The 14038-nt window shown below is 60.1% G+C and carries 16 protein-coding genes; 3 read left to right on the top strand and 13 right to left on the bottom strand.

Translation table 11 applies throughout. From position 1 onward, the window contains the following. Nucleotides 1-79 precede the first annotated feature (79 nt). Complete coding sequence (locus MGMAQ_RS00940) at nt 80-1048, top strand: NADPH:quinone oxidoreductase family protein (protein ID WP_046020053.1); 969 nt, start codon at nt 80-82, stop codon at nt 1046-1048. Continuing rightward, complete coding sequence (locus MGMAQ_RS00945) at nt 1045-3165, top strand: SpoIIE family protein phosphatase (RefSeq protein ID WP_046020054.1); 2121 nt, start codon at nt 1045-1047, stop codon at nt 3163-3165. The genes MGMAQ_RS00940 and MGMAQ_RS00945 overlap by 4 nt, the downstream gene beginning before the upstream one ends. Here the strand turns inward: MGMAQ_RS00945 and MGMAQ_RS00950 are convergent. The 8 genes from MGMAQ_RS00950 to MGMAQ_RS00985 all read right to left on the bottom strand — a co-directional run bounded on the left by MGMAQ_RS00950 (nt 3158) and on the right by MGMAQ_RS00985 (nt 9912). Further along, nucleotides 3158-3961, bottom strand: a complete 804-nt coding sequence (locus MGMAQ_RS00950) for an alpha/beta hydrolase (RefSeq protein WP_052716020.1) — start codon at nt 3959-3961, stop codon at nt 3158-3160. The genes MGMAQ_RS00945 and MGMAQ_RS00950 overlap by 8 nt on opposite strands. A gap of 2 nt (nt 3962-3963) precedes the next feature. Further along, on the bottom strand, nt 3964-4674 hold the full coding sequence (locus MGMAQ_RS00955) for an ABC transporter ATP-binding protein (protein ID WP_148560778.1): 711 nt from the start codon (nt 4672-4674) through the stop codon (nt 3964-3966). Between the two features lies 1 nt (nt 4675). Beyond that, the gene (locus MGMAQ_RS00960) at nt 4676-5425 is read right to left on the bottom strand and encodes an ABC transporter ATP-binding protein (protein ID WP_046020056.1); all 750 of its coding nucleotides are present in this window, start codon (nt 5423-5425) and stop codon (nt 4676-4678) included. After that, on the bottom strand, nt 5415-6398 hold the full coding sequence (locus MGMAQ_RS00965) for a branched-chain amino acid ABC transporter permease (protein ID WP_046020057.1): 984 nt from the start codon (nt 6396-6398) through the stop codon (nt 5415-5417). The genes MGMAQ_RS00960 and MGMAQ_RS00965 overlap by 11 nt, the downstream gene beginning before the upstream one ends. A gap of 4 nt (nt 6399-6402) precedes the next feature. After that, entirely contained in the window at nt 6403-7326 is a 924-nt protein-coding gene (locus MGMAQ_RS00970; protein ID WP_046020058.1) for a branched-chain amino acid ABC transporter permease, read from the bottom strand. A gap of 47 nt (nt 7327-7373) precedes the next feature. Further along, complete coding sequence (locus MGMAQ_RS00975; protein ID WP_046020059.1) at nt 7374-7859, bottom strand: type II toxin-antitoxin system VapC family toxin; 486 nt, start codon at nt 7857-7859, stop codon at nt 7374-7376. Continuing rightward, a complete protein-coding gene (locus MGMAQ_RS00980; protein ID WP_046020060.1) occupies nt 7856-8599 on the bottom strand; it encodes a hypothetical protein in 744 nt (247 codons plus the stop codon). The genes MGMAQ_RS00975 and MGMAQ_RS00980 overlap by 4 nt, the downstream gene beginning before the upstream one ends. Nucleotides 8600-8730: 131 nt before the next feature. Then, entirely contained in the window at nt 8731-9912 is a 1182-nt protein-coding gene (locus tag MGMAQ_RS00985; protein WP_046020061.1) for an ABC transporter substrate-binding protein, read from the bottom strand. A gap of 174 nt (nt 9913-10086) precedes the next feature. Between MGMAQ_RS00985 and MGMAQ_RS00990 the strand changes: the two genes are divergently transcribed. Continuing rightward, nucleotides 10087-10821 (top strand): thioredoxin family protein, encoded by a 735-nt coding sequence (locus MGMAQ_RS00990; protein WP_046020062.1) that lies wholly within the window; start codon nt 10087-10089, stop codon nt 10819-10821. 24 nt (nt 10822-10845) lie between these two features. Here MGMAQ_RS00990 and MGMAQ_RS00995 read toward each other — a convergent pair whose 3' ends face one another. The 5 genes from MGMAQ_RS00995 to MGMAQ_RS01020 form a co-directional block, all read right to left on the bottom strand. Beyond that, nucleotides 10846-11610: an ABC transporter substrate-binding protein gene (locus MGMAQ_RS00995; RefSeq protein ID WP_046020063.1), complete on the bottom strand. Its 765-nt coding sequence runs from the start codon at nt 11608-11610 to the stop codon at nt 10846-10848. A 317-nt stretch (nt 11611-11927) separates the two neighbouring features. Then, a complete protein-coding gene (locus MGMAQ_RS01005; RefSeq protein WP_046020065.1) occupies nt 11928-12113 on the bottom strand; it encodes a hypothetical protein in 186 nt (61 codons plus the stop codon). A 32-nt stretch (nt 12114-12145) separates the two neighbouring features. Next, nucleotides 12146-12922, bottom strand: a complete 777-nt coding sequence (locus MGMAQ_RS01010) for a hypothetical protein (RefSeq protein WP_052716021.1) — start codon at nt 12920-12922, stop codon at nt 12146-12148. Nucleotides 12923-13012: 90 nt separating this feature from the next. Then, nucleotides 13013-13465, bottom strand: a complete 453-nt coding sequence (locus tag MGMAQ_RS01015) for a hypothetical protein (RefSeq protein WP_046020066.1) — start codon at nt 13463-13465, stop codon at nt 13013-13015. A gap of 101 nt (nt 13466-13566) precedes the next feature. Continuing rightward, a complete protein-coding gene (locus MGMAQ_RS01020; RefSeq protein WP_046020067.1) occupies nt 13567-13776 on the bottom strand; it encodes a cold-shock protein in 210 nt (69 codons plus the stop codon). Between the last annotated feature and the right edge of the window lie 262 nt (nt 13777-14038).

Genomic DNA, 14038 nt, shown 5'->3' on the forward strand with positions numbered 1-14038 from the left:
ACGTTCCTGTTTCCCCGCTCTCCAAAGGCGGCTAACTTGGGCCATAACGCCCCTTGAAATCAAGTCATGGAGCCCGCCCATGCGCGCCATGGTCTGCCAGCGCCACGGAAAATTCGACGAGGTTCTGAACTTGCAGGAGGTTCCCGAGCCGCCCTTGCCCGCCGGTCACCTGCGTATCGCCGTGAAAGCCGCCGGGCTCAATTTCGCCGACAGCCTGATCACCCAGGGTAAATATCAGCATCGTCCGGATCCCCCTTTCGTGCCCGGTTTCGAAATTGCGGGCGAGGTATTGGAGGTCGCCGACGGCTTGCAAGGCTGGTCTCCCGGCGACCGGGTGCTGGCCATGCTCGACGAGGGCGGCTGGGCCGAACAGGCCATTGCCCCGGCCAACAATCTGCATCGGCTGCCCGATGACATGAGCTTTGTCGAGGGCGCCGCCTTCCCTGTGGCCTACGGGACCTCGCACATGGCTTTGATGGACCGCGCCCGGCTGGCTTCGGGTGACGTGCTTTTGGTCCATGGGGCCGCCGGGGGCGTGGGCCTGACCGCCGTGGAAATCGGCAAGCGGGCCGGCGCCACGGTGATCGCCACTGCCGGAGGACCGGACAAGCTGGCCGTGGCTCAGGCCGCCGGCGCCGACCACCTGATCGACTATCGCGCCGAGGATATCCGAGAAAGGGTCAAAGAACTGACCGACGGGCGCGGCGCCGATGTGGTCTATGACCCGGTGGGGGGTAAGACCTGGGAGGCCTCCTTGCGGTGCGTCGCCCCGGGCGCGCGCATGCTGATCATCGGTTTTGCCGCCGGAGAGGTGCAACAGATCCCGGCCAATCACCTGTTGGTCAAGAACGTCACCGCCATCGGCTTCGCCTGGACCGGTTGGCGGCGGGTGGATCCCATCGGGGTACGGGACTCATTGGATAGCGTGCTCGGATGGGGCCTGCGCCCACAGGTGGCCCGCACCTTCCCGCTGGCCGAGGGGGTGGCGGCATTGGAAACCTTGTTGTCGCGCAAGGTCACCGGCAAAGTGGTGTTGGAGATCCCATGAAAGTCCGGGGCAAGCTGCTGATCTTGTTGCTGAGCGTGGCGGTGATTCCGCTGTTGGTCTCAGTCTGGATTCAGATGCGCGCCCTGGAACAACTCACGGATCAACTGACCGATCGGGCCGAAATAGCGCTGACCCAGCGGCTGTCCGGCGAGGTCAAACAGACCATGTCCCTGGCCGCCCGCAACATGACCCAGGAAAAGGACCTGTTAGAGACCGGTCTGCACCTGCTGGCCATGGAGACGCGGCGACTGCTGATGGGCCCGGTTCCTGAAAAAACCCATGACCTGATCCGTCCCACGGCGGCATTCGAAGGGCCGGATGCCACCGCACCGGGCCTGCGGCGGGTGGGAGGCGCCGGATCGTCGTCGCTTCTGCGGGTCAGCACCCGAGTGGCTTCCCTGCAACGTCCGGCCACCTTGGCCACGGCGGAGGATACCCGCGGGCGTCTGGATGAGTTGGTGCCCAAGATCCAAGACCTGTACCGCCGCCGTCCGGACCTGGTCCAATGGATGCATATCACCACCACCGACGGCGCCCATTTATCCTTTCCCGGCCATGGCGGCTATCCGGCCCACTACGATGCCCGTGATCGGCCCTGGTACCGCAATGCCATCAGCCAGCGGGGCATTGTTTGGGCGGCACCTTATGTGGATGCCACCAGCCGCGCCTTGTTGCTGACCGTGACCCAACGCGTGGATGGTCCCGATGGCAAACCCCTTGCCGTTGTCGCCATGGATATCCCGATCCTGGCCATTCTCGCGGGCGTGCGCGATAGCCTGGAACTGGCCGAAGGGACCGAGACCTATTTGGTGGACCTGCACCCGCGCGCCAACGAGACCAACGGGGTACGCATCATCGCCCATCGCGCCTATGAATCCGATGACTGGCGCAAGGTCATCCGGTTGGGCTGGTTGGATGGGCCCGAAGGCGGCCAGTTTACCGCCCTCCGCGACGACATGGTGTTCGGGCGCGCCGGGGTGCGCAGGCTGGCCTATCAAGGGGTGGATTCCCTTTGGGCCTATGCACCGATCGATGATTTGAATACTTATTTGCTGCTGGTCGTGCCTTTCACGGATCTTGTGACCGAGACCCGGAATGCCCGCGAGCTGGTGCATGGGGAAATCGCGATCCTGGCCCTGTGGCTCGCCGGGCTCTCCTTGGGCCTGATGCTGCTGGTCATCCTCATATCCTTGCTGGGGGCCCGGGTGATTACCGTGCCCGTTCGGCATCTCAGTTCGGTGGCGGCCAGGTTGGCGGCGGGCGATTTTACCGTTCGCGCCCGGGTCCAGTCGTCCGATGAATTGGGCGATCTGGCCCATTCATTCAATGACATGGTACCCAAGCTGGCCGACCAACTCCGTCTGCGACGGGATTTGGGACTGGCCGAACAGGTGCAGCGCAATCTGTTGCCTGATCAGGCTCCCAAGCAGCCGGGGTTGGAAATTGCCGGACGCAGCCTGTATTGCGACGAGACAGGCGGTGACTATTACGACTTCCTCGGGCCGCGCGAACTGGGACCGGGACGATTGGCGGTCAGTGTCGGTGATGTATCCGGCCATGGCATCCCGGCGGCTTTGTTGATGACCACCACCCGCGCCTTGCTGAGGGCCCATGCACGCGAAGCCTCGGGACCGGCGAACCTGCTCGACCGGGTCAACCGGCAGCTTTGCCGCGATGCCAGCGGTGGCCGCTTCGTCACCTTGTTCCATATCGAGGCCGTGACCGCCAGCGACGGCGCGCCGGTGTTGCGCTGGACCTCCGCCGGACATGGCGGGGTGTTTCTCTACAATCCGCGTGAAGATATCTTCTTGGATCTGCAAGGCGAGGGCGTGCCCTTGGGTATTGTCCCTGAATCAACCTGCCAGGACCAGGGACCCCGGGTGCTTGATCCGGGCTGTATCGTCGTCATCGGCACCGATGGCATTTGGGAAAGCCTTGATCCGCAGGGCCGGGCATTCGGCATGGACCGGCTGCGTGACGAAGTGAAAAAGAACGCCCACCTTTCCGCCGCCCAATTGCTGGACCATATTCAGTCGGCTACCCAGAATCACCGCAATGGCACGCCACAAAAGGACGATGCCACTTTGGTGATAATAAAGGGACAGGATATTATTTAATCAACCGCATGGTGGCGGCAAATAGCGCTGAGTCGGGATCGGCCAGGGCCTCCACCGCACCGAAATGATTGGCCCCGGGGACGGTCAGGGTTTCCATATCGCCCCAGGCGCTCCTGAGAGCGTCGATCTGCCAGCGAAATCCATCGCTTTCCGCGCCTCCGACCGCCAGCAGCAAGGGCGCGTCAATGGCCTTTCGCCGATGAACCGGGCTCAGAGCCCAGGCGGCCTTTTGATCCAGACCTACCTTGTTGTTGATGCTGGTCGCCACCAGCGGGTCCAGATCGAACAGGCCGGAGATGGCCAGCCCGCCCCGGATGGGCAGTGATTCGGCCATCATCATCGCCGTCAGATGCCCGCCCGCCGAATGGCCGGACACATACAGGCGGTCATCATCAGCACCCAGGTCGGCGCCATTGACCCGCAACCAGAGCAGGGCACGGCGCATCTGATCCACGATACATTCTAGGGACACTATTGGTGTTAGCGCATAGTTGACCACCGCCACATGGACCCCGGCCGAAACCAGCGCCTCGGCGACGAAAGCGTTATCGGCCTTGTCCAGGGCCTGCCAATAGCCGCCATGGATGAACATCATCACCGGGCCGCCGGGATTGTCGGCAGGAAACCAGTCCAGCGTCTCGCTGGGGCCCTCGCCATAGGCCAAGTCCAAGCGAGCGGCGGGACTGGCTTGGATGAAATCCCGCGAACGGGCCTTCCACTCGGCGAAGACCCGGGGATGGTCAGGCACGGCGGCGCGCACGTTGTAGAGCCTTTCTTGGACCGGATCGATGGCCATGCTCAGACTCCCAGATACTTGTGCTGCAGAGCCTCGTCGGCGAGCAATTGCTCCGACGATCCGGTCCAGACGATTCGGCCTTTTTCCATGACGAAATGCCGGTCGGCGATGCGGGCCATGTCCTTGGGGTGTTTGTCGATGACCAGGATGGCCTGGCCCGATTCCTTCAGATTGTTTTCCAGCACCCACCAGATTTCGTCGCGGATGATCGGCGCCAGGCCCTCGGTGGCCTCATCGAGGATCATCAACGATGGATTGGTCATCAAAGCCCGACCAATGGCCAGCATCTGCTGCTCGCCACCGGAAAGGGTGCGGGCATACTGCCCGGTCCGCTCCGAAAGGCGGGGAAACAGATCCATCACCCGGGCGGCGGTCCAGGGATCTTCCGTTGCCGCATGATTGGCGGCGGTGGCTTCCAGGTTTTCGCGCACGGTCAGATTTGGAAAGACCTGGCGGCCTTCGGGCACATAGCCGATGCCGCGCTGGGCGATGCGATGGCTGGGCAGGCCGGTGATCTCCTGGTCGTGAAAGCGGATGGTGCCGCGCCTGGCCGGGGTCAAGCCCATGATCGAGCGCACGGTGGTGGTCTTACCCATGCCGTTGCGGCCCATCAGGGTCACCACCTCGCCCAGGCCGATGGCAAAATCGACCCCGAACAGCACCTGACTGGCGCCGTAAAAGGTTTCCACCTGGCTCAGTTCCAACGCGTTCATGTCACCCATCCCCCAGATAGGCCCGACGCACTTCCGGATCGGCGCGCACCTCATCGGGTGTGCCGGTCATCAGCACCGCCCCCTTGACCAGCACGGTGACCACGTCGGCCAGGGCGAAAACCACGTCCATGTCATGCTCCACCAGCAAGATGGTGATGTCCCCCTTCAGCGGGCGCAGAATTTCCATCATGCGGCGGCTCTCCCCCTGGCCCATCCCGGCCATGGGTTCGTCGAGCAAAAGCATGGTCGGCGCGGTGGCCAAGGCCATGGCGACCTCCAACTGACGCTGTTCCCCATGTGCCAGCTCGGTCACCTTCAGGTCCGCCAGGTCTTCCATGCCCAGGCGCTTCAAGGCCAGCCGGGCCGGGGCCCGCAAACGGTCATCGGTGCGCGCCGGGCGCCAGAACTGAAAGCTGTGGCTTTGCTGCGCCTGAATCGCCATGGCCACGTTATCCAGGGCGGTGAAGGCGGGAAACAGACTGGTGATTTGATAGGACCGTTGCAGGCCGATGGCGGCGCGCTTGTGGATGGCATAGCGGGTGATATCCCGGCCATCGAAGCGCACCCGGCCGCTATCGGGTTTGATCTCGCCGGTGAGTTGGCCGATGGTGGTGGACTTGCCCGCGCCGTTGGGGCCGATCAGGGCATGGATCTCGCCCCGTTTGACATTGAACGTCAGGCCGTCCGACGCGGTCACCGCGCCGAAGCATTTGGTCAGGCCGAGCACTTCGAGCATGGGATCAGCCATCATCGGCCTCCTTGCCCACCAGCCAGCCATAGAGCCCCTTGCGCGCGAACAGCACCACGATGATCAGGAACGGGCCCAGAAACACCATCCAATGCTCGGTGAAGCCCGACAGCAACTCTTCCATCAGCAACAAAGTGGCCGAGCCGAGAATGGCGCCATAAAGGGTGCCGATACCGCCGAGAATGACCATGATCATAATCTCGCCCGAGCGGGTCCAATGCATCAGCCCGGGACCGACGAATTCCGTGTGATTGGCGGCCAGGGCCCCGGCCAGCCCGGCGCCCATGCCGGCGATGACGAAGGCGGCCAATTTGTAACGTGTCACCGGGAAGCCAAGGGTCTTCATGCGCACTTCGTTCTGCTTGCAACCGCGCAGCACCATGCCGAAGCGGCTATCCACCAGTCGCCGGGCGATCCAAAGGAATCCAAGCAGCATCAGCAGCACCGCGTAGTAGAATTGACTGTCGTTGGTCAGATCCAGCGGTGGAATTTCCGAACGGCTCCAAAGATTGAGTCCATCCTCGCCGCCATAGGTGGGCAGCGAGATCATGAAATAATAGAGCATCTGTGCGAAGGCCAGGGTGATCATGATGAAGTAGACGCCCGAGGTCCGCAGGCTCAACGCACCGATGACCAGCGCGAACAGCCCGGCCACCAGCATCGCCAGCGGCCATTGGATCAGTGCGCTATAGGTGCCCATCCATTCGAAGGGCAAAAAGCCGATGACCTCGCTGTTGAAGCTGTGATGGGTGAGGATACCGACCACATAGGCGCCGATGCCGAAAAAGGCCCCATGGCCGAAACTGACCATGCCGCCGTAGCCAAGAATAAGGTCCAGGGAGGCGGCGGCCAGGGCGTAGATCAACACTCGGCTGGCCACGGTGGTAAGAAACGGATCGCCTGCCGCCTCGGCCAGCAGGGGCAGGGTGACCAACAAGGCCAACCCAAGCAGATGGACGATGGTTTTGCGGCTCATCTCGTCAGCCCCCATAGGCTTGGAACAGGCCGCGCGGACGCCAGATCAGCACCGCCGCCATGAGGACGTAGATGGCCACGCTGGAGATCGAGGCCCCCACCGTATCCGCTGCCGCCGGGTCCAGGAACGAGCGCATGAACAAAGGCATGAAGGCCCGCCCGTAGGTATCCACCAGCCCCACCAGCAAGGCGCCCACCAGCGCCCCGCGCACCGAGCCGATGCCGCCGATGATGATCACCACAAAGGTGAGAATCAGGATCTTCTCTCCCATGCCCACCTCGATGGCCAGCATGGGACCGGCCATGGCTCCGGCCAGCCCGGCCAGCATGGCCCCAATGCCGAAGACGATGGTGAACAGCCGGTCGATATCCACCCCCAGGGCGCCGACCATTTCCCGGTGGGTGGCCCCGGCGCGGATCAGCATGCCCAGTTTGGTATTGACGATCAGATGGCGCAGCCCCAGCCCGACCAACAGCCCCACCACGATGATGAACAATCGATAGGCCGGATAGGGGGTGCCGGGAATGACTTCCAAGGTACCCGACAGGGCATCGGGCACGGACAGGAACAGGGCCTGCGGGCCCCAGAGGATCTTGGTCAGTTCGTTGAAGGTCAGAATCACCCCGAAAGTGGCCAGCACCTGATCGAGATGATCGCGGTTATACAATCGTCGCAGGGCGACCAGTTCGATCACCATGCCCACCACGCCCGCCGCCACCAGGGCCGCCAGCACCCCGAACAGGAAATTGCCGGTGGCCATGGTCACCGTGGCCGCCACATAGGCGCCGACCATGTAAAGGGTGCCATGGGCCAGATTGATCAGGTGCATGATCCCGAACACCAAGGTCAACCCGGCGGCCATCAGGAACAGCATGACCCCCTGCTGTAGGCCGTTCAGCGTTTGCTCTAGAAACAAGGCGAGGGTCATGAGTGGGTCCGGTCAAAGTACGAGGCAAGCATTTTTACTGGTATTTCTTATTCGTTTTTTCCCTCGGAAGGCCCGCCAAGGTTGAGACGCCCTTGGGCAGGCGCTTCCGGTTCCCTAATCATGAGCAATGGCTTGCCAACAGTTCCACTCAATCCAATCAATTTTGCGTCGAAAGTTTCGAGAGCATCGGCACCGAGATGGATCGCTGTTGCTACGTGAATAGCGTCCTTGGGCCTGATATTGTTGTCCCAGACGAGAATTTGGGCTGCTTCTGCGATCTTTCGGGTGACGTTGTAAACGCGGATATGGCTACGGCGGAAAAACTTCTGGACCAATTCAGCTTTATCTTTCGGTAGCCGAGGCCCTCCACGCAACCATAGAACCTCTGTGATCGTTAGCGCCGAAGTAACAATAAGAACTTCGCCACGCTCTGCCCTCTGCAAGACACCGTCGCATTTTTCGGCTTTGCCTTGCTCGGCTTGGAAATGGCCAAGGAAGCAATCACTATCCCAGTACATTTTTTCAACAGTCATACGTTTGCCATGATCCCGCGAACGTCATCCGCAGTTGGCAATTCATCGTCTTCGGGTAATACCTCAATGATCTGGGCTTCGATGCTGATGGGCGTCCCATCGCGGCGATAATGAATGCGTCCTTCAATTTCAACTCGGCGCCGAAAACTGGTCAGCACCATTTCGATCAGCTTTTCCGGGACAACACAGTTGATCGCACGGGGATACAAGAAATCTTTGATCCGGATCTTCAAGGATCCTGCTGAATCCATGATTGCTTCCAGACGCCCCTCAATGGTCCCGAAATCATAATAATCGCTCTGCCAATCCTCTTTGACGACTCTAGCTATTCCGGTGCCGATACTGATCGGCTTTCTTTCAACCCACAGATTCACCCCCCTACCATTTTCATGTCTGCTTGCGAGTTCAGACAAGTTCTTTAGATGGCCTAAAGCCTTCTCGGACAAAGCAGCCTCTTTAATGTTGCCTTTCGCGAGGGCAGTTGGGCCGAAGGCAGCTTTTTTGTAGATCATGGCCAATCGTGAATGTGGGGCGGATGCATTGGGTTCCACGCCCACCAGGGCACTTCCCTCTCGAACTCGAACGGTCCAGTGAATATCTGACCCGTCGCCTCTCTGGGAATCCGTAATTTCCCCTACGTAACCTAAGAAATTCCGTACCGCCGCAACGAAATCCTCTGGAGACAAGTCATCCCCAAGGTCAATGGCAAGGTCTGTAGGAATCTGCTCTGGTTTAGCCATTTCGTCATCGTCCTCTCTGACGTGATTCTACGCCAGCGGCTGCTCTCTGTACAACAATCTCTATAAGCGTCCAGCCCTGTGATAGGCCGGGAAACGGATGCTCCCCGGCCTCTCAAGACGGGGCGTTCAGGTTACATCTTGCACTGCGCGGCATAGGCGTCGGCGTGGCCGGTAAAGACCTTGCCGACGGTCTTGTTGGTGACGCCTTCACCGGCGGCCACCACTTCGCGTACATAGATGTCCTGGACCGGATGATTGTTGGACCCGAACTTGAAGGATCCGCGGATCGACGTGAACGGCGCGGCCTTGATGGCGGCGCGGAAGGCTTCGGTGTCAGAGACCTTGCCGCCGACCTTGGCGATGGCGCCATCAAGCAGCAGGGCGGCGTCATAGCCTTGCGAGGCATAGAGCGACGGAGTGCGGCCATAGGCTTCCTTGAAGGCGGCGACGAAGGCCTTGTTGGCGGCGTTGTCCAGGTCGTGGGTGTACTGGGAGCTGTTCATGACGCCCACCGCCGCCTTGCCGACGGCCTTGAGGATGCCCTCGTCAAAGGAGAAGGCCGGGCCAAACAGCGGCGTGGTCTTGGTCAGGCCCGCCTGGGCATATTGCTTGACGAAGTTGATACCCATGCCGCCGGGCAGGAAGAAGAACACCGCGTCGGGCTTGGCGGCGCGCAGATTGGCGATTTCCGCGGCGTAGTCCACCTGGCCCAGCTTGGTATAGACCTCGGCGGCCACGGTCCCCTTGAAGAAGCGCTTGAAGCCGGTCAGGGCATCCTTGCCCGCCGGATAGTTGGGGGCCAGCAGATAGACCTTCTTGAAGCCCTTGTCGGCGACGTATTGCCCCATGGCCTCGTGCAGATTGTCGTTCTGCCAGGCGACGTTGAAATAGTTCGGATGGCAGCCCTTGCCCGCCAGTGCCGAGGGTCCGGCATTGGGGCTGATATAGATCTTGCCCGCGCGGGTCACGGTGGGCACCACCGCCATGGCCAGGTTGGACCAGACAATGCCGGTGACCACGTCCACGTCGTCCTTTTTCAGCATGCGGGTGACGGCCTGTTTGGCGTTTTCCACCTTGCGGGCATCATCGACCACGGTCAGTTCGGTGGCCACGCCGCCCAACATGCCGCCCTTTTGCTTCAGCGCCAGCTCGAAGCCGTCGCGGATATCCACGCCGAGGCCGGCGCCGCCGCCGGACAGGGTGGTGATCATGCCGATTTTCACCGGATCGGCGGCTTGCGCGGGACTTTGGGCGGAAGCCAAAGCCAAGGCGGCGAGGGCGGTAGAGGCAGCAAGGGTGCGTAAAATGTTCATGGACGGTTGGTCTCCCCTAATGACGTGGACGTTTGCCGAGGACGCGAAATGCCGCCCCCGTTTGCTCGGAACCCTAGGCCAAGTGCCGGGTTGAGGCAACCGGCAACTGGATCTTTGCCCCGCTCACCGGCATGTGATTGGCACGGAGCATGGGACGGCGCTAGGCTGCCCTTGATGAAACACCTGATCTTCATCTTCTCCGCATGGTTCGTCGCCGCCTTTGCCCCCCTGGCGGTGGCGGACATGTCGGGAGCGCCCGTCAAGGGACCCACGGTGGTCGAGCTATTCACCTCCCAAGGCTGTTCCTCCTGTCCCCCGGCAGATGCCTTTATTGGTGAACTGGCCGACCGTCGTGATGTTCTGCCGCTTTCGTTCCATGTGGACTACTGGGATTACATCGGCTGGAAAGATCCTTTCGCCGATCCCGATCACACCCGTCGTCAGCGCACCTATGCCCACCGATTCCGCCAACGCTCGGTCTATACGCCGCAGGTGGTGGTTCATGGCACCTACGAAGGCGTCGGCTCGGACCGACGCTCGGTCAACCGACTGATCACCAAGGCCCGCAATCAAGGCCGGTCCATCGCCGTCAATCTCAATCGGGATGGGGACGGGCTGAAGGTTCACCTGCCGGAAACCCATCCGGGTGTGGAGGCCGAGGTTTTATTGGTTCTCTATGACAGCGAGCATGTGACGAAGGTACGCCGGGGCGAGAATCGGGGTGAGACCTTGATCAATCGCAACGTGGTGCGCTCCATGGTTTCCTTGGGCACCTGGGACGGCATGGAAACGGCGTTTCACGTGGACGCCAGCCGCTTGGACGCCGCTGGTGATGCTTGTGCCGTCTTGTTGCAGGAACCCCATGGCGGGGTTATCGTCGGCGCGGCCTGGACCAAAATGGCGCGCTGATCCTTTTTTTCCGATCAAAGACGATCACCGATAGAGGTTCAGGATCTTCTCGATGGTCCCGTCTGCCTTCATATCCGATATGGCGATCTCCAACCGTGCCCGCACCTCTTTGGGATCAAAACCCTTGAGCGCCAAGGGCACGCCAATGTGGTTGGTGTCGTGGGAGATGACTTTCTCCGCCGGAGTGAATTCGGCCGGATCGAGACCCGCCTGGGCCGCATGATACTTGAACGAGGCTCGGTCGCCGGAAAAGATCGCCGCGTCGAGACGGCCCAATTTGAGCATCATCAAGCGATTGCTGTGATGGGAGTCTTCGTAGAGATCGAGCTTCGAGCGGATCGTTTCAAAGTCGCCTGAATAGCGGCTGCCGCGGGGAATACCGATCACTTTGCCGACCAGGTCGTCGAATGCCTCGAACGCAAAGGGGTGCTCTCGAGGCTGCCATAACAGCACGTGGTCAATATACATAGGCTGCGTGAACAAGAAGGTTTCGCGGCGCTCATCGGTGACCGAAAAGGCCGTGATCACTCCACCACCTTGCCCCGATTCCGTCTGGGCACGCTTCCAGGGGAGGTTTATGACAATCGGGGTGTACCCGGCACGCTGAACCGCGTCGACGGCGATGTCGATGGCATAGCCTTTCGGCTGCCCCTCATCGTCCAGATAGTGTTTTGGAGGACCTTCCGCCTTGGCGTAAATGACCAGCTCGGCGGCCAGGGCGCCTTGCGCTGCCAGCACACTACCCGCCACCAATGCCAGACCCTGCACCATCCATTTGCGCAAAAACATGATGTGCTATGCCTACCCAACCGTATCCCGATGCGTTCTAAAATCGGGTGCCGATCATAGTCAAATTCAGTCCAAAGTTAAACCATGAACCTGCCCCGGTGCGGACCCGAAACTCAGGTACGTTTGCGGCATCGGGAGCACAAACGATTGCCCCACCCTTCGCTTTCGAATTCCTTGCCACAGGACAAGCACTGGCGCTTGGTCGGCTGGTCAGCGCGGGATCTCTCCCGGTTGTCGTGACGCGTCGGCTTGGATCGGGGGTTTTCGTCCGACGGGGCCCGATAAGGCAAGATTTCAATGGTCGATACGGACATGGTTTACGCCGTTTCATCTTCCGGAGACCCATCGGCTTCCGGTGCACTGGCCGCTTCGGCCGCTTCGGCCGCTGGCGCGTCGGGTGTCTCCGACCTTTGCTGTTTTTGGGCCAAGCGTTGGGCCTTCTTTTCCGCCTTTAAGCGGGTGCGCTCCGAGCGCTCAAATCCGTAATTTGGCTTCCTGGCCATAGGTACTCCTTTTAAGAAAGCGGTAGAGATCGTTACGGCAGCTCGCAGCGTTGCCGACGTTTGGTATAGGGGCGGTTGCAATCCCAATCATTGCCGAAATATCCCAAATGGGCGTTTTCCGGTAGATCGATGGCGCGACATTCTTTGTCCACCTTGCGATATCCGCGATTACACTTCCAACCATCCCCGGACTCCGATGAGTCCAGATAGCCGTTTTTCGGAACGTTCACGACAACGCAGGAATCGTCAGCGGACCGGAATCCACGATTGCACTTCCAGCCAGAGCCATAGCTTGACGCCACGAAATAGCCATTGGCGGGGACCGTGACTTGCGCACAGTCTCGTTCTGTCTTGCGAAATCGGTAATCACAGTTCCAATCATCACCCGAGACGCTCAAGAATCCGTTCTTCGGGACAGCGACCGCCACACAGGCCTTGCCTTTGCGGACATATCCCCGACTGCATTTCCAGCCGTCCCCATTTGAATCCAGATAGGCATTGGCGGGCAGGGCGACGGGGCGACATTTGGCATTGGCTTTGAAATAGCCGTATTGGCATTCCCAGCCCTCACCGTAGGACGCTCCCGTTCCATAGGCATTGGCGGGAACCTTGACCTCTTGGCAGACTTTCCCAGCCAGTCGATATCCGGCATCGCAGGACCATCCGTCACCATACCGGTTGGCATGGGCGTTGGCAGGCAAAGCATCCGCCTTCATGGACAGAGTCACCATGAATATCCCGATCATAAACAACAGGACCGGCATTCGGATCCGCGCGTACTCCGCAAAGATCTGGTAGGGGGTGGACATGACTTTCTCCTAGCTTAATCAGATGAAATGGATGTCTAGCCGAGAGAAAAATGGCGCCACCCCGTGTCAGGATGGCGCCACTCTTAGTGATTAGCGAGCAGGCTGTGGCTGCGGACCCCAGGGATTGCCCGGACCCGGCGTCGCTGCCGCGGGAGGCATGGGCGCTTGGTACATCTGCGGGCCACCCGGATAGCCGCCCGGGTAGCCACCAGGACCGCCCATGGGATAACCACCCATCATCGGGCCATAGCCGCCGCCATAGCCGGGATAGCCCCGGTACCCTTGGCCGTAGCCATTGTTGCCGTAGCCATTGCCGAACCCATTGCCGGAACCATTGCCGCGACCACTGCCGCTAAAGCCAAAGTTCATGCTGCCGGAACCGTCGCCAAAGCCATCGCCAAAGCCGTTACCGTTGCCGAAGCCGTTACCGTTGTTATTGCCGCCGCCAAACGGACCCCAACCCCAGGCCTGAGCCGATTGGGGGATGGCAATGGCCGACGCCAAGGCAAAGGCGACCGCAGAGGCCATAAGAACTTTTTTCATGATCGTTTCCTAAATGATGATGCCCTTTGATTTTTGATCGTCCGGAAATGCGTGGAGACGGGCAGCTCCGATCATTTCCGATGCCTTAAGAGGCGCGTAAATCAGTCCAACAAAGACAGATTCTCCGCCGCCATCTTGCCGTCTCGGCCCGAGATCAGTTCGAATTCGACCTTCTGGCCTTCACGCAAATCGGAAAGACCCGACCGCTCAACGGCGCTGATATGCACGAAGGCATCCGCGGAGCCGTCAGACGGTTGAATAAAGCCGAAACCCTTGGTGGCGTTGAACCACTTAACGATACCTGTAGCCATGATATGTTCCTTTCACGACATTAAAAAAACCGGACATCGATTGAATCGATACCCATGGAATACGCCTGCAATGTCGAAAAGGTAGCTTTATTGGCCAAAAAAAAGCCAATTACGATATCGAAAACGACTTTGAAACGTCTCGACACATATGCGCTTGAAATGCCCTTTTTTCAATGATGTTTTTCCAGATGGGAAAATTTATTTATATTTGTACATGTAATCAACGGCATGGAAATGCCCATAAATGATTCTGCAATTAACG

The sequence above is a fragment of the Magnetospira sp. QH-2 genome (assembly GCF_000968135.1).
GTDB lineage: Bacteria > Pseudomonadota > Alphaproteobacteria > Rhodospirillales > Magnetospiraceae > Magnetospira.